The 20,460-nt window shown below is 69.4% G+C and carries 17 protein-coding genes; 11 read left to right on the plus strand and 6 right to left on the minus strand.

Features of this window, described 5'->3' with window-relative positions:
- Positions 1-160: 160 nt before the first annotated feature.
- The gene (locus ACWEPL_RS43945) at positions 161-1,354 is read left to right on the plus strand and encodes an MFS transporter (protein ID WP_452439687.1); all 1,194 of its coding nucleotides are present in this window, start codon (positions 161-163) and stop codon (positions 1,352-1,354) included.
- Positions 1,355-2,142: 788 nt separating this feature from the next.
- On the opposite strand, the gene ACWEPL_RS43950 is transcribed toward ACWEPL_RS43945, so the two are convergent.
- Complete coding sequence (locus ACWEPL_RS43950; RefSeq protein WP_452439688.1) at positions 2,143-2,424, minus strand: hypothetical protein; 282 nt, start codon at positions 2,422-2,424, stop codon at positions 2,143-2,145.
- 140 nt (positions 2,425-2,564) lie between these two features.
- Here ACWEPL_RS43950 and ACWEPL_RS43955 point away from each other — a divergent pair, with 140 nt between their 5' ends.
- The 6 genes from ACWEPL_RS43955 to ACWEPL_RS43980 all read left to right on the plus strand — a co-directional run bounded on the left by ACWEPL_RS43955 (position 2,565) and on the right by ACWEPL_RS43980 (position 7,752).
- Positions 2,565-3,830, plus strand: a complete 1,266-nt coding sequence (locus tag ACWEPL_RS43955; protein ID WP_452439689.1) for an MFS transporter — start codon at positions 2,565-2,567, stop codon at positions 3,828-3,830.
- Between the two features lie 29 nt (positions 3,831-3,859).
- Complete coding sequence (locus ACWEPL_RS43960; RefSeq protein ID WP_452439690.1) at positions 3,860-4,801, plus strand: serine hydrolase domain-containing protein; 942 nt, start codon at positions 3,860-3,862, stop codon at positions 4,799-4,801.
- Positions 4,802-4,862: 61 nt separating this feature from the next.
- Positions 4,863-5,348, plus strand: coding sequence for an N-acetyltransferase family protein (locus ACWEPL_RS43965; RefSeq protein WP_452439691.1), 486 nt, complete (start codon positions 4,863-4,865; stop codon positions 5,346-5,348).
- Between the two features lie 96 nt (positions 5,349-5,444).
- Positions 5,445-5,777, plus strand: coding sequence for a YciI family protein (locus tag ACWEPL_RS43970; RefSeq protein ID WP_363974909.1), 333 nt, complete (start codon positions 5,445-5,447; stop codon positions 5,775-5,777).
- Entirely contained in the window at positions 5,770-7,005 is a 1,236-nt protein-coding gene (locus tag ACWEPL_RS43975; RefSeq protein WP_452439692.1) for an RNA polymerase sigma factor, read from the plus strand. Before ACWEPL_RS43970 ends, ACWEPL_RS43975 begins: the two co-directional genes overlap by 8 nt.
- A gap of 93 nt (positions 7,006-7,098) precedes the next feature.
- The gene (locus ACWEPL_RS43980; RefSeq protein ID WP_452439693.1) at positions 7,099-7,752 is read left to right on the plus strand and encodes a DUF998 domain-containing protein; all 654 of its coding nucleotides are present in this window, start codon (positions 7,099-7,101) and stop codon (positions 7,750-7,752) included.
- A 214-nt stretch (positions 7,753-7,966) separates the two neighbouring features.
- Here the strand turns inward: ACWEPL_RS43980 and ACWEPL_RS43985 are convergent, their stop codons facing one another.
- Positions 7,967-10,201 carry a hypothetical protein gene (locus ACWEPL_RS43985; RefSeq protein ID WP_452439694.1) on the minus strand — a complete coding sequence of 745 codons (2,235 nt, stop codon included), beginning with the start codon at positions 10,199-10,201 and terminating at the stop codon, positions 7,967-7,969.
- A gap of 480 nt (positions 10,202-10,681) precedes the next feature.
- Between ACWEPL_RS43985 and ACWEPL_RS43990 the strand changes: the two genes are divergently transcribed.
- The gene (locus tag ACWEPL_RS43990) at positions 10,682-11,386 is read left to right on the plus strand and encodes a hypothetical protein (RefSeq protein ID WP_363974200.1); all 705 of its coding nucleotides are present in this window, start codon (positions 10,682-10,684) and stop codon (positions 11,384-11,386) included.
- Between the two features lie 190 nt (positions 11,387-11,576).
- A complete protein-coding gene (locus ACWEPL_RS43995; protein WP_452439695.1) occupies positions 11,577-11,990 on the plus strand; it encodes a hypothetical protein in 414 nt (137 codons plus the stop codon).
- Between the two features lie 293 nt (positions 11,991-12,283).
- Here ACWEPL_RS43995 and ACWEPL_RS44000 read toward each other — a convergent pair whose 3' ends face one another.
- Positions 12,284-12,760 carry an NUDIX domain-containing protein gene (locus ACWEPL_RS44000; protein WP_452439696.1) on the minus strand — a complete coding sequence of 159 codons (477 nt, stop codon included), beginning with the start codon at positions 12,758-12,760 and terminating at the stop codon, positions 12,284-12,286.
- 30 nt (positions 12,761-12,790) lie between these two features.
- Positions 12,791-14,005, minus strand: coding sequence for a helix-turn-helix domain-containing protein (locus tag ACWEPL_RS44005; RefSeq protein WP_452439697.1), 1,215 nt, complete (start codon positions 14,003-14,005; stop codon positions 12,791-12,793).
- 124 nt (positions 14,006-14,129) lie between these two features.
- On the opposite strand from ACWEPL_RS44005, the gene ACWEPL_RS44010 reads away from it, so the two are divergent.
- Together ACWEPL_RS44010 and tuf are read left to right on the plus strand one after the other, a co-directional pair.
- Entirely contained in the window at positions 14,130-14,477 is a 348-nt protein-coding gene (locus tag ACWEPL_RS44010) for a hypothetical protein (RefSeq protein ID WP_452439698.1), read from the plus strand.
- A 967-nt stretch (positions 14,478-15,444) separates the two neighbouring features.
- Positions 15,445-16,620 (plus strand): elongation factor Tu, encoded by a 1,176-nt coding sequence (gene tuf, locus ACWEPL_RS44015; protein ID WP_452439699.1) that lies wholly within the window; start codon positions 15,445-15,447, stop codon positions 16,618-16,620.
- Positions 16,621-16,708: 88 nt separating this feature from the next.
- Here tuf and ACWEPL_RS44020 read toward each other — a convergent pair whose 3' ends face one another.
- Complete coding sequence (locus tag ACWEPL_RS44020) at positions 16,709-17,518, minus strand: class I SAM-dependent methyltransferase (protein ID WP_452439700.1); 810 nt, start codon at positions 17,516-17,518, stop codon at positions 16,709-16,711.
- 88 nt (positions 17,519-17,606) lie between these two features.
- Complete coding sequence (locus ACWEPL_RS44025) at positions 17,607-20,411, minus strand: glycoside hydrolase family 2 TIM barrel-domain containing protein (RefSeq protein WP_452439701.1); 2,805 nt, start codon at positions 20,409-20,411, stop codon at positions 17,607-17,609.
- Positions 20,412-20,460: the final 49 nt, after the last annotated feature.

Raw genomic sequence — 20,460 nt, forward strand, 5'->3', positions numbered from 1 at the left:
GCCGCATTCCTCAAAGGGTGTACATGCGGTGGAGGGCGGGCCCTTCGGCATTTGGGGCTGATGTCGTCACGGCATGGTGTGGTCTGAAACCTGCCGGTATCCGCTCCCCCATCGCTGCTTGGCTGGTTCCCAACCCCACGGTCCCAACCCGAACGGAACCATGTCCACGATCACCCAAGCCCGGCCACGCCCACCGCTCATCAGCTGGCTGGCGGTCACCTCGCTCACGCTGGGCATCTTCGCCATCGTCACCAGCGAGATCCTGCCCATCGGCCTGCTGACCGACATCGGCGCCGATTTCGGCATCTCCGATGGCACCACCGGGCTGACCATGACCCTGCCCGGCATCGTCGCCGCCATCGCCGCACCCGCCGTCACGCTCGCCACCGCCCGCCTGGACCGCCGGGTGATGCTGTGCGCGCTCATGGCGGTGCTCGCGGTCGCCGACGTCCTGGCGGCGGTGGCGACCTCGTACTGGATCATGCTGGTCTCCAGGGTGCTGGTCGGCCTCACCATCGGCGGCTTCTGGTCGATCGGGGCCGGGCTGTCCGCCCGCCTCGTGCCGCCGCGCTCGGTCGGCACCGCCACCGCGCTGATCTTCTCCGCCGTCCCCCTGGGCTCGGTGCTCGGCGTGCCGGCCGGCACCTTCATCGGCCACCTCGCCGGCTGGCGAACCGCCTTCCTCGTCCTGGCCGCGCTGTCGGTCGTCGTACTGATCGCCCTGCTGATGCTGCTGCCGCCGCTCCCCGCCCACGAGGTCACCAGCGGCCGCGTCCTGCTCGGCCTCCTGCGCGAACGGGGTACCAGGATCGCCCTGCTGGCCACGTTCCTCATCGTCCTGGCGCACTTCGGCACCTACACCTACGTCACCCCCTTCCTCCAGAACGTCACCCACCTCGACCCGGCCGCCATCAGCGCCACCCTCCTGGCGTACGGCATCGCCGGGACGGCCGGGAACTTCCTGGCGAGCAGGGCGGTCGCGACCGCCCCACGAGCGGCCTTCCTGGCCTGCGGCGGCCTGATCGCCCTGGCCACGCTGCTGCTGCCCGTGGCCGGCACCTCCACCGCCGGGGCCGTCGTGCTGGTGGTCCTGTGGGGGCTGGCCTACGGGGGCGTCCCGGTCTGCTCCCAGGCCTGGTTCATGAACGCCGCGCCGGGGACGCCGGAGGCCGCCACGGTCGTCTTCACCTCCTCCTTCCAGGCGACGTTCGCGCTCGGGGCGCTGGCCGGCGGTCAGGTCGTGGACGCCTTCTCGGTCTCGACGGCGATGATCTGCGGCGGTCTGACCGCCCTCCTCATGGCGGCAGCTTCGTGGTCGCTCACCACCGACAGAAACACAAACCCGCGGTGTTGACGGCGGTAGGTATTTTCCTCTTGGGCTTGGCCATCGCGCTCCTGTTCCTTGCCTCGCAACTTCCCGGCACCATCGGGGCAGTCGTCGGAACCGCACAGGTCCTGACGGCCGCCGCCAGCGTGATTACGTTGAGCGACGGACTGCTGCGGTGGGTGCCGTCCCTGTCGCGCCGTAAGCGTGGCGCGGTCGCGTCCGCACCCACGTCCGCCGACGTGGCCGTCGCGAAAGACATCCTCACCGGCCTGGTGACCGAGAAGTGGCGCGAGGAGACCGCCCTGCGCTCGCTGGGCGGCCCGGGCGCCGGGAAGACCACTCTGGCCGTGCAGCTCGAGTTCGAACTGCTGAACACGCGGCGGCCGAAGGAGCCCGTCCCGGTGCTGGTATCGGCCGCACGCTGGGACGACCGCGTACATCCCCGGCTACAGGACTGGCTGGCCGACAGCCTGGCGACGGACTACCCCCCGCTGTGCGCGGCGAGCCTCGGCCCGGACGTCCCTGAGACGCTCGTGGCGCGGCGAGGTGCTGCCCGTCATCCACGGGCTGGACGAGCTGCCCGGCACCGCCCGAGCGGACATGTTGACCGAGCTGAACCGGTCGATGTGCGAGGCCGACCAGCTCATCCCCGCTCTGGTGAGCACGCGCGGGCCCGCCGGCAACCCGCCCCAGCCCTTCCGGCCGCAGCACACCTGGACCCCGGAGCAGGTCGGCCGCTGGCTCACGTACCTGTCCCGCCAGCTCGCGCACAGCGAGGAGGACCCGCGCGACGTGGCGTGGTGGCATCTGGCCCGTCACATGCCCAGCCTCCCGATCCGGGCCGCGATCCCGTTGAGATCCCCATGGACCAGCTGGGCAAGGCGGCCGAAGCGCGCCTCGGCGATGCCCGGTTCGTCCTCGACGAGCCGGGAAGGCGCGGGTGGAATCTCGACAAGGTCGGCATGTTCGGCCACTCCTTTGGCGGCTTCACCGCCGTTGAGGCCATGCTGGACGATCAGCGGATCGACGCGGGTCTGAACATGGACGGCCATCTCTTCACCGACCTCGGGGAAGTCGCGGAACGCGGCCTTGACCACCCGGTCTTCCTGTGCGGCGGCGCCGGCAACGGTTCCCGGATGGCCGGCCCGATATCCTGCGCGAAGTATGGACTGGAGGTTCCGGTCGGCGGCGGAGGCCCAACACTAATGATCATCGGAGTCACCCGGGAGCCCGCAGCATGACCGGCACCACGGAGGCCCTTGGCGGGTCGGCTGCAGCCGACAATGCAGCACGAAGTGTCACGCGCCCGTTCTACGTATACGCCGTGCTCGCCAACACGCTGTTCCAGCGCGGCGTATTCGTCCTCTTCCTTCAGCAGCGAGGCTTCTCCGCCGAGCAAGTGGCTTTATTGCAGACACTGCTCTACCTGGTCAGCGGACTTGCGGAGTTGCCGACGGGGGTCATCGCCGACCGAATCGGCAGGCGTGCCAGCATCGTGATCGGCCAGCTGCTGATAGCCGGATGTCTGCTCGGCCAGGGGACGTTCTCCGACTACTGGGTGTTCCTGGCGCTGTTCATCGGGCAGGGCGTGGGCATGGCATGTGTGTCCGGCTCGGACACCGCCCTGCTGTACGACCTGCTCGTGCGTCGTGGTGCAACGGCCAGCTACGTCAAGATCAAGTCCCGGTTCACCATGCTCGGGACGGTCACCTCGGGAGCCGCCATCGTCCTCGGCGGCCAACTTCAGCAGATCTCCTGGGGAGTCGTCTATGTCGGTTCGGCGGCGTGCCTCACCTTAGCCGTGGTGGTGCTGATGTCACGGGTACCCGAGATCCGCGGCGCGGACGCGGTGGACGAGCAGGACGGAGCCGAGGAGGAGCACGGCGACGCCACAGCATGGCGGGCGATGCTTCGGGTCGCCACGCCGGCGCTCGTGACGCTTATCGTGGTGTCCGGATTGATGCATGCGACTTTGACGCCGTACATCATCTTTGCGCAGAAGACCCTCTCCGATCAGGGAGCGGGCACCGCATTGGTCAGCGTGGTCATATCGGCGGGATTCTTCGCCGGCGGGCTCACTCCGCTGCTGTCGGACCGCGCGGACCGGCGCATCGGGTACCGGGTCATAGTCCCGGTGTCCCTCCTGACGCTCGCCGCGGCACTCGGTCTGAGCGGCCTCGGCCTTGTCTGGGTCACCATCGCCGCGTTCCTGGCCCTGGTCGGGATTCCCGAGATCACCGCCGTGATCGTGGACAACGTGTTCAACGAGTCCGTGCCGTCGCGCCACCGGGCGAGCCTGCTGTCGATGATCGCATTCGTGGAGTCGGCGCTCATCGGCATCGGCTATCTCGTCCTCGGCGCGCTCATGGACGGGCTGGGCTCCAGTGTGGGCATGGCCACCTACGCCGCGGTCCCCTTGCTGGCATGTCTCCTGTGGCTCCCGGTGCTCTTCCGAGGGGCACGGGTGACCACCGAGACTGCCACTGGAAGTGATCTTCAGTGAGAAACCTCGCTGAGAAGCGAATAGAAGCCATGGTCGCCGAAGCCGGATATCGGAATGACGAACCAATCGTGGTCGGGCTCCAGCGACGCGACAATGCGCCGGCTTTTCACGCGCAGGGGCTGACTGCCAGGCGCGAGACGCTGATCGGCACCACACCGATCTACGCCGCCTCCCTTTCCAAGCAAATCACCGCCGCATGCGTGGCGTTGCTCGTCCAAGAAGGTGCGCTGGACCTCGAGTCCGCTTTATCGCGCTGGCTTCCCCAGCTGCCTTCATGGGCCGATGACATCCGGCTCCGGCAGCTTCTCCATCACACTGCGGCTCTGCCCGACGATCGTGACATCGACGCCATTCTGGCCGGCGATGCCGACCGGACCAGCGAAGGCGTCATCCAGGCCCTCACCCGATCTCCCGCCCTCCCTGGCAGGCCGGGCGGCAATTATGCCTATTCGAACGCGGGATATGTCTGCCTCGCCGCTGCGGCGGCACGAGCTGCCGGTCAGCCGATTCCGGATTTCGCGCGGGACCGGCTTTTCGCCCCGCTGTCGATGAGCGACACGCTTTTCTGGGCCGGACCCGCTCCCGCGCCTCCCGGTGCGGCACCGCTGTCCCCTGAACACCCGGCGCCGCTGTCACTGGGTGACGGCGGCGTGTGGACCACCGCCGGTGACCTGCTGCGGTGGAGCCAGGCGCTCAATGCCGATGAGCTCGGCCTCTCCGCCCTCATGCACATCCCAGGCCGCCTCGATGACGGGACACCGATCGACTACGCCTGGGGCATCGGCGTCCGCTCGCACGCCGGGCACCGCGTCTACCGGCATGGGGGCGGCTGGACGGGGCTGCGGGCCATGCAGGCCCGGCTGCCCGACCTGGGCTGGAGCATCGTGTTCCTCGCGATCGCCGACGACACCGAACGTCGGACGGTGCTGCTCAATCTGCTTCTCGACGCGGTGGTGGCAGCAGGCGAATAGCCAGATCCGGTTGTCCATCAGGGGTTTTTTCGGAGGACTTCCGCCTGGCATGCTGCCGTTCATGAACGAGGTCCGGATTCGGCCCGCATGCGATGACGATCTTGAAGGCGTCCTGGCGCTGGCTCCCCGGCTCGCCGAGGGTGTGGCGGCGTGGCGTGACTCCGAGGGTGCCGCCCGGGCGGCGCGGGAGTGGCTCGCCGGGTCCCTCGCCGCGGCCGAGGCGCAGCGGGCAGCGGTGTTCGTCGCCGTGTACGGTGGGGACTCACAGGTCGTCGGCGTGGTGTCCGTCCAGCGCCAGCGGCACTTCACCGGTGCGATGGACGCCTACGTCGGCGAGTTGGCCGTCCATCCGCGAGCCGTACGTACGGGAGTGGGCCGGCGGTTGATGGCCGCCGCCGAGGACTGGGCCCGGCAGCAGGGCCTGCGTCACCTGACCCTGGAGACGGGGGCGGCGAACACGACCGCCCGGCGGTTCTACGCCGCTCTGGGGTATCTCGAAGAAGGGGTGCGGCTGACCCGCTCTCTGGAGCCCGCAACCTCTCTATGAGAAGTTGTCCATTTGGCGGAGGGCCGTTCGTGGTGATGGTGTACGGCGAGCCTGCCGTACGCCGAACTCACCCATGAAGGGGACACCGTGAAGTACATGATGCTGATCAACGCCGCCACCACCGACCAGGACGAGCAGTGCACCTTCGAGGACTGGATGGCCTACGACAAGGCCGTACGGGAGGCGGGGATCTGGGTGTCCGGCGAGTCGCTGGCCGATCTGGTGACCGCCACGACCGTGCGCGTGGACAGGGACGGGGTGCGGACCGTGATCGACGGGCCGTATGCCGAGACGCGAGAGGTTCTGGGCGGTTTCTATGTGATCGACGTACCGGACCTCGACGTGGCGCTCGACTGGGCCGCCCGCTGCCCGGGCGCGCGTGGCGGCGGGTCGGTGGTCGTGCGCCCGGTCGCCGACTTCAATGAATGAGGTCGAGGCGGTCTTCCGGGAGGAGCGCGGCAGGCTGCTGGCCGCGCTCGTGCGCCGCTTCGGTGACCTCGACCTCGCCGAGGAGGTGACCTCGGACGCCATCGAGGCGGCGTTGAAGCACTGGCCGGTCGAGGGTGTGCCGCCCAAGCCGGGCGCGTGGCTGATGACGACGGCGCGGCGCAAGGCGGTCGACCGGCTCAGGCGCGACCAGGCCTTCGCCGCGCGGCTGGCCATCCTGCAGGTGGAGGCGGAGCGGGCGGCGCACGCCCCTCCGGCCGACGCGGACGGCGGCGAGCTGCCGGACGAGCGGCTGCAGCTGTTCTTCACCTGCGCCCACCCCGCGCTGCCCGCCGAGGACCGCGGGGCGCTGACGTTGCGCTGCCTGGCGGGGCTGACCACGCCGGAGGTGGCGCGAGCGTACCTGGTGCCGGTGCAGACGATGGCCAAGCGGATCGTCCGGGCGAAGAAGAAGATCCGCGAGGCCCGCATCCCGTTCCGCGTGCCCGGCGCGGACGAGCTGCCGGAGCGGCTGCCCGGGGTGCTGCAGGTGATCTACTCGATCTTCACCGAGGGGTACGCCGCCAGCTCCGGCCCCGACCTGCAGCGCCTGGACCTGGCCGAGGAGGCGATCCGGCTGGCGCGCATCCTGCGCCGGCTGCTGCCCTCCGAGCGGGAGGTCGCCGGGCTGCTGGCGTTGACGCTGCTGGTCCACGCGCGCCGCGAGGCCCGTACCGGTCCCGACGGTGAGCCGGTGCTGCTGGACGAGCAGGACCGCGGCCGCTGGGACCGGGACCTGATCGAGGAGGGCTCGGCGCTGGTCGTGACCGCGCTGAGCGGCGGCCCGCCCGGTGTGTACGGCGTACAGGCCGCGATCGCCGCCCTCCACGACGAGGCGGCGGACCTGGCCACGACCGACTGGCCGCAGGTCGTGGCCCTGTACGACGTGCTGCTCGCGCTCGACCCGTCCCCGGTGGTCGCGTTGAACCGGGCGGCGGCCGTGGCCATGCGCGACGGCCCGGAGGCGGGCCTGGCACTGCTGGACGAGCTGGCCTGCGAGCCGCGGCTGCGCGGCTATCACCCGTACCTGGTGGCGCGCGCCGACCTGCTGCACCGGCTCGGCCGCCGTCCCGAGGCCGCCGCGGCCTATCGCGCGGCCCTGGAAGCGGCCGGGAGCGAGCCGGAGCGCGTCCACCTGCGGCGCCGCCTGGCCGCCGTCGAGGAGTCCTGAGGAATTTCGCGGGCGGCTGTCCATCCGGCCGCATCCCGTTCGTGGTCATGCCGTACGGCGAAGCGATGACCACCAACCGCGAAAGGATCCACGATGAGCACCGTTACCGAGCCCACGACCTCCCCTGCGACCGGGGCCGCGCTGCTGCTGGGCTGCGGCGCGGTCGCCGGGGTCCTGTTCCCTGTCGTGTCGTTCACGCAGGCGTTCACCCGGACCGGATTCGACCTGCGGCGGCACGCGCTGAGCGCTCTCACGCTCGGCGACCTGGGCTGGCTGCAGACCGCGAATTTCGTGCTCACGGGCCTGCTGGCGTGCGCCTTCGCGCTCGGCGTACGGCGGGCCGCCCGTCCCGGTGTGGCGGGAGCGGCCGCTTCGCTCATCGGGCCGATCCTGATCGGCGCGTACGGCGTGGCGATGGTCGGCGGCGGAGTCTTCGCGCCCGATCCCGCACTGGGCTGGCCGGCCGGTGCCCCCGCCGGGCTGCCGGAGCGCCTCAGCACCGGCAGTATGTTGCACACGGTCTTCGGGGCGACGGCGTTCCTGTCGCTGATCGTGGCCGGGCTCGTCTTCGCGCGGCGGTTCGCGAGCCGTGGCTGGATGGCCTACAGCGTCGTCAGCAGCCTGGCCACGTTCGTCCTCACGGTGCCGCCGTGGGGCGAGGACAGTGCCAGCCTGCGCTTCGCCGCCGGCGCCATACTCATCTCCGCCTGGCTTGCCGCCTTGTCCATTCGGCTCGGGAAACGCTGATCGGCGAAATTCGACATGTGGCAGGACGACATGACCCACCTGGACGGCGGCGGAACGGCTGAGCCTCGCCGTCTTGCTGGGCTGCCTCGCTGTGCGCCCATCTGGCCTCTCGACCCGCACCACCCTGTGCGTGGCGTTCAGGGGCATTCCGGGATTCGTCCGTGGAGTCACGTCTGTGGCCGTCCGGCGACGTCGATGTGTCTCGTCGTGGCGGTCACCAGTCAGGGGGCAGGTAGTAGTCAGTGGTCGAGCCCGGGCCTTCGGCTGTTTGGCGGGCGCATAGTCCGGCGAGTGGATGGCCTTCCGGCAGCACGGCGAGAAGGCTCGTGAAGGCGACCTGTGCGGTGTCGGTGTCTCCGGAGAGAGCGGTCCACAGGGCGAGCTGGTAGGCGGCGCAGTGGGTGAGTTCGTGGTTCTGTCCCAGGACGCGAGCGCAGTCGTCGCGGGCGGCGGTGGCCGTGGTCAGGGCCTCTTCAGTACGGTCGGCGTGTCCCAGCATGGCGGCGAGCTGGATGATGCGCGTCAGGGTGCGCGCGTGGTCGGCACCGTAGAGGACCACGCAGCCCTCGATGACTTCTCTCTGCAGGCGAAGACCGGTCTCTCGGTCACCGTTTCGAGTCGCCCAGTCGGCCAGGTTCCAGCGGGCGTCGTTGGTGAGGGCGTGATGGTCACCGAGTAGACGGGTGGCATCGTCGTTGAGTTCGCGCCAGGCGCGCTCGGCGGCCTGCGGCCCGTCGGCTTCCGCCCAGCAGGCCACTTCGAATCGCAGACCCAGCACCTGACGGTGCTCCGGCCCCCAGAGGGTCTGTCCGGTATCCAGGAGCTCCCTGGCCATCGCGAGGGCGTCGGCGGCCGATCCGGTGTGGCCGGTCCAGCGAATCAGGTTCCGTCTGGCTTGGATCGTGGCCGGGTGGATCCTTCCGTGGAGTTCCAGGAAGCCCTCGTATGCTTCGGTGGAGAGGGAGACCGCCCGGTCGAGGTCCCCGGACTGCCCCGTCCACCAGGCCAGCTGAAGGGTGAGTTCGAAGAGGTCGTCCGGAGCGGTGTCAGGCGGCGCGGACCGCAGCGCCGATCTGAGGACGTCGACGGCCTCGGCATGCCGGTTGGCGTCACCGGACATCTCCGCCAGGCCGATCGCGCCCACGAGGGCACCGCCGTCGACCGCCTTGCGGAAGGCGGATGTCGCGGCGTCCCATTGGGTCCGTTGCTGGGCGGCCCGGCCTAGGTCGACGCAGGTCGCCGGGTCGGCGTGAACGATGAGCGTGTCCCAGACCGGTTGGGCGATCCCGCTGGTCCCGCGTTCGGAGTCGATCGCTTCGGGCAGGTAGTCGAAAACCCGGTAGCCGGTGCCGTCGTGGTTGGGGACCAGGAGGCTGCTGGTGGCGAAGATCGGTTTCGTTGCCCAGGCCAGAGCGGATTCCCAAGGCTCGGGACGGGCGCGGGCGCCCCCGAGGTCGAGCAGGTGGTGTTCGTGGAGGTCACGCAGGGCCGGAGCCGGGAGGTGAGTGGTCCAGCCCGCGCAGAAGGCGTCGGCAGCGGCGGCCACCAGCGCCGCGCCTCGGGAGTGGTTCCCTTCGGGAGAACGGGCGTCCTTCCAGGTCGCGAGGAGCCGCGGTCCGGCTGCCAGGAACTCGGCGATTCCGTACGTGCTGGATGACTCGATCGCTTGGGCGATGCGCTCGTCCTCTGTGTGCTCGGACGCCCGGCGCAGCTCTGCGGCGCTCCACCGGCGGTCGAGCCGTATCTCATGGGCGAGGCCGAACACCGCCGCCTCCGGAACGGGGGACGCCTCGATCCCCCGGAAGCGGGCCCTCTCATGGGTGCGGATCGTGGCCACCACCAGCACCCCCGGCTTCCCGACGATCACGTTCCTGATCTGGTTCGGGAGGGCGCTTCCCGAGGTCAGGTAGCGTTCGAGATCGTCCAGCCAGATCACCGACGGCCGCACGGGCTCGGCCGTCTCGAAGGCGGCCGCCAGGCTTTCCCCGCTCTCCGGATCCGGGATGAGCAGGCGGTGACGCGGGCATTTCTCACGCAGCGCCTCGAACGCCGCACGTGACTTCCCCGCGGTCGAGTCCCCGACCAGCAGGACGAAACGGTGTGAGGCCAGGGCCGACTCGATCTCGCCGCTTCTGTCCCTGGGGATGAACGCGGGGAACGCATCACCGCCCGCACTATGGACGCGCACGACTGACAGATCATCGATATCGCGGATGCGGGGAACTCTGCCGCGCCGAGCCACCACCAGCCCGCGCTCGCGCGCCGTCGGCGCCTCCACCAGCCGGTTGCCCCGCCCGGACACCACGCCGGCTGCGGCCCCCATCACAGCGACCAAGACCGCGCCCACCCCGGCGGGAAGCTCCGACTCGGCGAACGCCGCCACCGACGTCGCCACCGCCGCGCCGACGATCAGCCACCAACCCTTGACGCGCCCTCTCCACATCACCATGACATGAGACCAAGCCGCGTCGCCTCCGCGATAGGGCCAATCCACACCACTCGACGGGACGTAACCCGGGTAGGGCAGGGGCGTGTACGAATGGCCACATCGACTCACAGATGCAGCCCTTACGATTCGCCACGGCATGCTTGGCCGCCGTAGATTGCCGAGGGGCGATCGACGATCGTGCTTCGTTCCTCAGCACGGCTCACTGAATGTTTTCCATCCTCCAGGACGCGTGCCCTGATCACATCATGATCGCGATGGCGGCGTTCGGCTGGTGGCTCTAAGAAGCTCCTGGTAAACGGGTTGATCACCACAATCCTCACCGTCACAACCAGGAGCTTCAGGTGCTGTTCGATCGTGCCCCAACCGCTCCCATGTCAAGCTCCGCGCTGCAGCCCTTCCAAGCCCGGCCACCTGTGCAAGACCATCGCCGTCCTTCAGAACCACTGGATCGCACAGGCAGCCTGAGGACGAAAGGAACCGATGATCGTGCAGGTGAAGATCATCATTCACCGAGTGCGGCTGGGAGCCTCGGAGCTCCGGGTGATCCGCCCGGCCAAACCTTTGGGCAATGGGGCACTCTACGACACCGGTAGTCAGTATCACATGTATGTGGACCGGACGGATGGCCGACGGATCGGCGCGTTGTGGCTGCTCGCGGCCCGATCGCCACGCTCTCTGGTCTACTTGCCGATGCGCGCCACTCCGGCCGCCCCTGGGATCAACCCCGACTGGGATATGGAGGAGAGGTGCCCGGACCGGCCGCTTGATCTCGTGCTGGTCCACCACTCGCTGCAGTTCCCGCCCTCCCGCTGGAAGCAGGTACGAAAGCGGATCACCGCCCGAAACCTTCCGGGCGAGATCCGGACGGCAAGTGTGCCGGACACCGACCTGCCCGCCGACGAGGAGATCGACTACCGGGCCCTGAACTACCAGGAGAACAAGGACGCACTCCACCAGCGCGTGCACGCCGAGACGCTGTTTCTGACCGGCAGCACCGCGGCGTTTCGGCAGCCGGCCCGCCACTTTTTCGCCGTGGCGAAGGAAGGGCCGCCCGCCGCCGCGACCTCGCTGTACATCTCGGGCGCCTGCAACTATCACGTCTGCCGGCTGTTCTACTGGCCGAATCTGGATCCAGGCGGCGGGCAGGACATCCACCTGGAGTACGCCCCGCGATGGACGGTCTGACAAACCCATGACCTGCGAATTCAGGTTGGACAACCCTCACTGGTCTGATGCTCCAGGACGCGAAGCAGCCCGTCCAGGTCCCGCACTTTCACCCTCACCCTGGCCTGTTGCCCCCTTCTCCACGCCGCCGACGCCACGTTGCGGTTCCCGGGAGTGCCAGGGTTACGCCGACTTTCTCCCGTCCCCCTCGGTGAACATCACCTTCAACCGGATCAGCCGCAAGTCTGGCGCCATTGTCTGGCAGTTCCCCTCACTGGTGACCGATATGACCAAGCTGGGCATTGGGTCCTGGGAGATCTTCCTGGCCTGGTGGGCGCAGTTCGTCCCCGATGGCCGCACCGTAGTGTCGCTCCGCCTGCGCGGCAGCGGCCTGACCAGGTCGGTGGCTGCGATCTTGCAGCCGGCCGGCCTGCGCGAACCCGCCGCCCACATGGCCGCCAGCATCCACCAGCGACCCCGGCCGATCCCCACCGCCAGCCGTTCCAGACGAGGAATCGCCCTGTATGGGTGTTTGATGGAGAAGAACGACGCGCCAGCCGCCGGGGACCGACGACAGACCAACTCGCTGTCGGCCGTCACGGTCTCTTTGCCCCCTCCTTCGTGATGACGTTCGCTATCGGCGCACGCGACGGCGGCCAGGTCATCGACTCCTTCTGCGTTTCTGCGGTGATGCCTGCGGCGGGCCCGCCTTCCTTATCAAGGCACCCTTGTAGTCCCTCACCAGGTCCAACTACTCACGCGCCGTACTCGGAAGAATGTGTGCCTCAACAAAGACTTGGGCGGCCCATCGGGATGTGTCTTCCGTCGAAACGGCGGTGCCGCCGCCCTTCACTGTCATCGGGCGAGCGCCACATGGTCTGTCGCCGCCCCTCCCGGACCGGGGTCTTCCAGAGGTGGTTACTCAGTGGGGACAGCCCGGCCATGCTCCAGATAAACCGTCTCTCCCCGCTCACGGGCAGTGGCGGCAGCATTGATGCGGCGGGCAAGACGCTCGATCAGGAGGCCGTCCGACTCATCAACGCGGTGGAACTCGTACGCGCTCAGCTCGTTGTCGGCGAACCTGATCTGTTTGATCACGTCGCCGTCGAGGGTGCCGCCGTCGAACACGAACAGGACCTTGTCCCCCTCCTGGGGATGAGGAGCCCAGTCGACCACGAGGAGACGGCCGATGGCCGGCTGAATGCCCAGCTCCTCGCGAACCTCACGAACGCACGCCTGATGCGGCGTCTCTCCCGGCTCAACATATCCGCCGGGGATGTCCATGTAGGACTTGTACGTTGGCCGGACAAGCAGAACGTGGCCGGCCTCGTCGAAGAACAGCGCACCTGCGGCGGCGCGCGCCTGGGCGAACGGCACGGTCTCCTGATCGCTCACGACCTCGACTTTACGCGACCGCAGCCGCCCTCATACGATGTGCAGCCGTCGGGCAAGAGCAGCAAGTTGGAAGCTGGGCTTGCCCTTCTGGCGTCTGATCCACGACATCGTGAGCTGGCGACTGAGGTAGTGATGACGCACCTGCTCGGGCGCGATCATCTCAGCCTCCAGCAACGCCGCCATGGCGGCGTCGGTACGGTTCCACAGGCTCAGCGCGTGGGCGACGGCAAGCCCGTGGCGGGCTCGGCGCTCAATCGGCAGCCCCCTGGTGTCCAGCCGCGGCCCGAGCTCCACGGCGACCTGAATGTCTCCCAACTCGATCGCCGTCGCCACCTCGTGGATACGGACGTTCGTCGGCCCGAACGCGGTCCAAACGTGGTTGGCGTCCCTGCCAAGCCGCGCAGCCGAACACCGGGCCTCTGCTAGGAAGGACCGCGTCGTATTCCGATCGTCGTCCCGTGCCGCGGCCATGGAGCCGGCGAGATACAGGGTGCCGTACACCGACAGCAGCTCAGGCGTGGCGTGCGGAAGATCAGAAGACAGAAGCTCGGCGGCGTCCTCGGTGAGTTGCTTGGCCGCCTCGTAGCGGCCGTTGGACAGCAAGGCGTGCGTCACAGAACGAAGCAACGAAGCTGTGACGAGCTGATCGCCGGACTCCCGGGCAAAGGTCAGTCCTCGCTCAGCGGCGATCCACGCCAGATCAGCCTCGCCTACCTTGGTCAGAATGCTGGCGGCAGCGTGATAAACCTGCCCGAGCACGCCCAGCGATGCCATGCGGGTGTCACCCCCGACGGCACGCACAGCGTGATGCGCTTCGCCCAGGAGTCCCGGAAGCGTCCGTATGACGTAGCTGTACCTGGCTCCCTGGTACGCCCGCCATACCTCACCGAGCATCCGCTCCAGCTCGGCCGGACACGGCGGTTCTACGGCCTGGATCAGCTCGGCCATCGGCGAAAGCTGCCGATAGTCGGTGATCGCCGCGCGCAATGCGGGGATGGTCTGATCACCGCTCTCATCAGTCCACTCGAACAGGCGCGGCTCAGCCAGTAGATCACCAAGAGAGACATCCAGCGCGTTGGCCAGGGACTTGATGACGGACAATCGATCCAGGTTAATGCGGTCGTTCTCGACCTTGCTCAACCAATCGGTGGTGCGCCCCACCAACCCGGCCAGTACGTCCTGAGCCATCCCTCGCCGTCGCCGATACCAGGCCACGCGCTGGCCGATGGACAGCTTGCTGGTCATTCCCCGCATGTCCTCATCCTCATCGGGCGCTCACCGCATACCCCGGAATTTCTTTCCGGGGTCGCGGCTCAGCCGACACATACCGTCACGCTACGTCACCGCCGATGGAAGGGGAGGGCCGCTCATGAAACCACCAAACCGCTATCTCTCACCGCAGAAACTGGCCGCCGACGAGCTGGCCGAAGCCCTCAGGGCCCTGGGCATCCCCACAGACGTACACGACGGCTATGGCTTGACCTTGGTATCCGTCTGGATCGGGCTGGTCGTCTGGTGCGACGGTGAATTGTTCTGGTGGCGCTCAGGCTGGGACGAGCGCCGCAAGCGCGTCATCTACGCCCGCCACCCCACCATCGACGCAACCCGGGCGGCTCAACGCGTCGCCTTCCGGTACGCCGACCTCCGGAGGAACCCGCCGGAGCCAGATGCAGTCAAAGATCTGCTTCCCGCCGATGCGAAGGACACCCGACTGTGAAACTGGCACCGCGAACAGCCGGTTGCCGAGCCGAGGTCGTCGAACTGCTTCACAGCCCCATCAACACACGAAACGCCGGCATCTGGCTTATCGGCGAACACGGAAGAGTGGTCGCCACACTCCGCCACGGCACCCTCGCCCTTCTCGAACTGGATGGCAGCCCGAACGACCTGCTCGGCAGGGTTCGAAGGTGGTCCTTCCATTGGGATGATCTGCTTGTTCATCCCGGCGGGTCCAAGGCGGATGAGAACACCATCTGCTTGCGCCTGGGGCTCTCGGGCTACGACCGAGAGGCCGTTCAACATGCCGTCCCATCGGACGCGGAGCGAGCCCTGTGCGGACAGAATGCATACCCCCTTCCAATCTGCGGTTGGTCATTGCCATTTCGAGTAACGAGCCCACGCGCCTGCGCCGGTTGCGCTCAACTGGCAGTAAATTTGCTCGCCAAGCTTTGAATCCCCCGATCTCGTGCGCACAGGATCGGGCGAGGGCTGTCCAGGATTCCGTTTAGCCCGAAAGGCATGCTGGTCCGGGGTGGGTGTCAGTCGGCCCACCGCCTCGTCGGTCAACGGGTGGGCCTGCGATGGCGCCGGAGGCGCGGGGGGTGCGCCGTCAGGCGCCTTGGTAAGGACGCCTGAGCCCTTTGGCGCGAAGCGCCGCATTGGCGAAGACCTTTGACCGGGGCGGGCTCCAGCAGGCCGGCCATCCAGATGGGCAACGAGAGGGTGGCGCTGGCCCACCTACCCCCTGGGGAATATTCGGTTGCGGTCGCGTGCTGAGGATCGCACTATGTTCCTCATGTTCCTGCACGCTCTCCTTGTGACGCCCGCGGTGCCGGGCGTGCTTGAGCGTGCCTGCGACGGCCTGGAGCGTTGACCTCTTCCCGTGAGTCCTGAGGTGACCCGGCGGGGGGAGGTTGTCGGCCCCGAGTACGGGTCACACGGAACCAGGTCTCAAGGAAGGAACCATGGCCAAGCAGGCCTACGTACGGAACAAGCCGCATCTCAACATCGGCACGATGGGGCACGTCGACCACGGCAAGACCACGCTGACCGCCGCAATCACGAAGGTGCTGGCGCAGCGCGGGCAGGCCACGTACACGCCGTTCGAGCGGATCGACCGCACGCCCGAGGAGGCGCGGCGCGGGATCACGATCAACATCTCGCACGTCGAGTACGAGACCGCCACCCGCCACTACGCGCACGTGGACATGCCCGGGCACGCCGACTACGTGAAGAACATGATCACGGGGGCGGCGCAGCTGGACGGCGCGATCCTCGTCGTGTCCGCGCACGACGGGATCATGCCGCAGACCAGGGAGCACGTGCTGCTCGCCAAGCGGGTCGGCGTCGAGCACCTGGTCGTGGCCGTCAACAAGGCCGACGGCGCGGACCCGGAGCTGACCGACCTGGTCGAGCTGGAGCTGCAGGAGCTGCTGGCCGAGCACGGCTACGACGGCGTCCCGATGGTGCGGGTGTCCGGGCTGCGGGCGCTGGAGGGCGACCCGGTCTGGATCGCGTCGATCGAGGCGCTGCTCCAGGCGGTGGACGAGCACATCCCCGTGCCGGTGCGGTACGTGGACGCGCCGTTCCTCATGCCGGTCGAGAACGTGCTCACGGTCACCGGCCGGGGCACGGTCGTCACCGGGGCCATCGAGCGCGGCACCGTCCGGGTCGGTGACTCGGTGGAGGCGGTCGGGTTCGGTGAGGCGTTCGGCGCCGTCGTCACGGGCGTGGAGACGTTCGGCAAGACGATGGAGCGGGGCGAGGCCGGTGACAACGCGGCCGTGCTGCTGCGCGGGATCCGCCGCGAGCAGGTACGGCGCGGCATGGTGCTGGCGGCGCCCGGCAGCCAGCACGCCCGCCGGTCCTTCACCGCCCGCGTGTACCTCCTGACCGCGGAGGAGGGCGGGCGGCGCAAGCCGATCGCGTCCGGCTACCGGCCGCAGTTCTACCTGCGGACGACGGACGTGCCCGGGGAGCTGACGCTCAGCGGCGCCGTCGCCGCCCAGCCGGGTGACACGGTGGACGTGGCAGTCGAGCTGGGCAAGGCGGTCGCGCTGGAGCCCGGTCTCGGCTTCGCCATCCGCGAGGGCGGGCTGACGGTCGGCGCGGGCACCATCCTCACCGTGCCCGACGCCTGACCGGCCGCGCCACGCCCGGCCCCAGAAAGAGCGCCCGGCCCCGGAAGGAGCGCCCGGCCCCGGAAGCAGAAGGGCCGGGCGCGTCCGGTCAGGGGCGGACGCCCGTCGCGAAGCGGACCGTGCGGGGAAGCACGAAGCGGTCCTGGGGGAGCGCCGCCTCCAGGGCCGCCCGGGCCTCCTCGCGCAGGTGCTCCGGGATCGCCTCCAGCGGGGCCCTGCGGGCGGCCGACCAGAGCCAGTCCCACACCTGCCCCGCCTCGACGGCCACCTCGAACACCACGTCCTCGTGCCGCACCCCGCCCAGCCCGCCCGTCTCGAACAGCCCGGTCAGCTCTTCGGCCGAGCCCAGCGTGTGGCTGAACGGTGCGCCGCCCGCCCCCGACGTGTACGGCTCCAGCGCCCGCCCGACCAGGCCGAGCAGCTCGACCTCGACCGGGCTCGACCGCACCAGCAGGCTGGCCGACAACCGGCCCCCGGACCGCAGCAGCCCGGTCATGGAGCGTACGGCGGCCAGCGGGTCGGGCAGGAAGTACAGCATCATCCCGGCCAGCACGACATCGAACCGCTCGCCGGGCAGCAGCTCCTCGGCCCGCTCCGCGTCGCCCAGCAGGACGGTCGCGTGGCTCAGGCCGTACCGCTCGATCTCGGCCGTGGCGGCGGCGACCATGCCGGGCGCGAGGTCCAGCCCGACCACCCGCCCCGTGGGGCCGACGGCCTGGGCCGCAGGCACGAGCGAGGCGCCCGTCCCGCAGCCGGCGTCCAGGACGCGGTCGCCCGGCCCCGGCGCGGCCTGGCGTACCAGCTCGGCGGCCACGGGCGCGAAGAACGGCACCCCCACCTGCTCGTACGTCCCGGACGCGCGGTCGAACACACCGGCCAGGTACTCCTTGGCATCCATCACATTCCTCCCGTTGAACGTCAGTGAACGGTCAGCACGAAGGCTGCGCGTCCCCGAGGGAGGGGCCGCGCATGATCAGATCCGTCGGTCAGCTGGGCTCGAAGCGGAGCCTGAACGTCGCCCGCCCGGCCCTGAGGTCGTAGACGGGAAGGGCGCCGGGCCCGCAGGTGGCGGTGCCGATGCCCTGCTGGGCCAGATCGAGGCCCAGGTGCACGCGCTCTCCCGGCACCAGGTCCGGCCGGTGCCGCGCCCGGTCCAGGTCGAAGGCGCTCCACGACCGCGCGGTCAGCCCGAACACCGGGAACCCGCGCACCGTGAAGGCTCCGAAGTCGGCCCAGCGCACGTCCGCCCGGTGGCCGTTCTCCTGCGGGAACACGTACGGCGTCTGGAACTCGTCCAGGGTCGCCCGCCAGCGGCCGACCCTGGCGGCCATCCCGGTGTCCGGGTACGCTTCGCCTGGCCCTCTGCCGAACCAGGTGATGTGCTCGACCGCACCTGCGGGCAGCGTCATGTCCAGCCCGAGGCGCGGGATGGGGTCCGCCCAGTCACCCTCCGGCTCCACGTCCACTCGCAGCTCCAGGCCGCCGTCCGAGGCCGTCCAGGTGTAGGTGGCGCGCATGCCGGCGTCGGTCGCGGCCGGCGCCACCCGCGTGCGCACGGTCAGCGCGTCACCGATCTCGACCTCGTCCACGCGGTGGGTGAGGCGGTGCAGGCCGAGCCCGCGCCACTTGCCGGCCAGCCCGCCGTAGGTGTCGTTGTCGGTCGGAGCCCGCCACAGGCCGAGCCGCGGCCCCTCCACCTCCACGCCGAACAGCCTGATCAGGCGCCCGGTCTCCAGGTCGAAGGCCGAGTCCCCCGCGGAACCCACGGAGATCTCGCCGCCGTCGCGGACCAGCCCGGCGCTCCACGTCGCGGGCGCGCCCTCGACGGCCTCGCCGATGAGCGGCGACAGGAGCGCCTGGCCCCAGGCCACCTCGTGGCCCGCTCCGGCCCACGGCTGGTCGGCCGCCAGCACCGCGCGTACGGTGAGCCACACCTCGGAGCCCGAGTCCAGGCCGGGTGCGGCGGGCAGCTTGACCTCGCCGCCCTCGGCGGGCACGGTCAGCCGGTGCTCGGCGACGGTCTCCCCGTCCGCCTCCACCGTGGCCAGGAACTCCAGGTGCGACAGGTCCGCGAAGCCGTGGCCGTTGACGACGTGCACCACGCCGTCCCCGAACTCGAACCGGACCGGCTCGAACACCTTCTTCAGGTCGATCAGCCCGGGCGACGGCGTGCGGTCGGGGAAGACGAGACCGTCGATGACGAAGTTCGAGTCGTGCACGGGCTCGCCGTAGTCGCCGCCGTACGCGTACTCGTACTCCGGATGCGCGAGCCCGTGGTCGATCCACTCCCAGATGAACCCGCCGGCCAGCCGCGGATACTTCTCGAACAGCTCCTGGTACTCGGCCAGCCCGCCGGGCCCGTTGCCCATGGCGTGGGCGTACTCGCACTGCATGAACGGCATGCCGCGGCGCCGCGCGTCCAGTTCGGGGTCGTCCAGCGGCGCCTCCTCCTGCCGCCCGATGAGCTCGACCTCGGCGTGCGAGGCGTACATGCGGGAGTAGACGTCCGTGTGCGCGCAGGACCGGTCGCCCTCGTAGTGGATCGGGCGGGACGGGTCGCGTTCGCGGGTCCAGTCGGACATGACGGCCAGGTTCCTGCCGACGCCCGCCTCGTTGCCGAGTGACCACATGATGATGCTGGGGTGGTTCTTGTCGCGTTCGACCATGCGGCGCATGCGGTCGAGCAGCGCGTCGGCGTAGCGGGGGTCGTCGGTGGGGTTGCCGCGCCAGCCGATCATGCCGAAGCCGTGGGTCTCGAGGTCGCACTCGTCGATGACCCACAGGCCCAGCTCGTCGCACAGGTCGAGGAAGTCGGGGTGGGGCGGGTAGTGGCTGGTCCGGACGGCGTTGACGTTGTGCCGCTTCATCAGCAGCACGTCCTCGCGCATCGTCTCGTACGTCAGCGTACGGCCGCTCTCCGGATGGAACTCGTGCCGGTTCACGCCCTTGAACAGCAGCGGGCGGCCGTTGGCCAGGAGCACGCCGTCCACGATGGAGATCGTGCGGAAGCCGACGCGCAGCCGTACCGTCTCCTCGGGGAGGGTGAGGACGGCGTCGTACAGGCGGGGCGTCTCGGCCGTCCACGGCTCCACCTCCAGCGTCACCTCCGCCCCGGGCGCGAGGTCGGCGACGCCGAGCTCGGGGACGCTCAGCGTGCCCGAGCCCTCGAAGCCGAGCGTGCCGCGCCCGTCCGCGTAGGAGGCGCGCACGAAGACGTCGGCGGTGGAGCGGGTGAGGGTGACGTCCCGGAAGATGCCCGGCAGCCACCACATGTCCTGGTCCTCGAGGTAGCTGGCGGCCGACCACTGGTGCACGCGGACGGCCAGCACGTTGCGCCCCGGCCGCAGGTACGGCCCCGCGTCGAACTCGGCGGGCAGCCTGCTGCCGGTCCAGAAGCCCAGCTCGTGGCCGTTGAGCCAGACCCTGGCGAAGGAGTCGGCGCCCTCGAACCGCAGCCGGCCGCCCGTCCACCCCTCCGGCAGGTCGAACACGCGGCGGTAGTCGCCCGTCGGGTTCTCGTCCGGGACCCGGGGCGGGTCGACGGGGATCGGGAAGTCGACGTTGGTGTACGCGGGGGCGCCGTGCCCGTGCAGGTTCCAGTGGGACGGGACCGGGAGCTCGTCCCAGCCGGCGTCGTCGAAGGCCGGCTGGGCGAAGTCGTCAGGGACGTTCGCGGTGGGTGAGAGGCGGAAGCGCCACGTGCCGTTGAGGTCGACGGCGGGCGCGTCAGAGCGGAGAGCTGCCCGGGGTTCGAGCAGTCCCGAACCGGGGGAGAAAGTTTCGAGATCCATCGCGGTCGAGCCTAGAGGTTAGAGATGGTTTCGTCATCGATGAGTTTTC

It is taken from the genome of Nonomuraea sp. NPDC004186 (assembly GCF_053603495.1).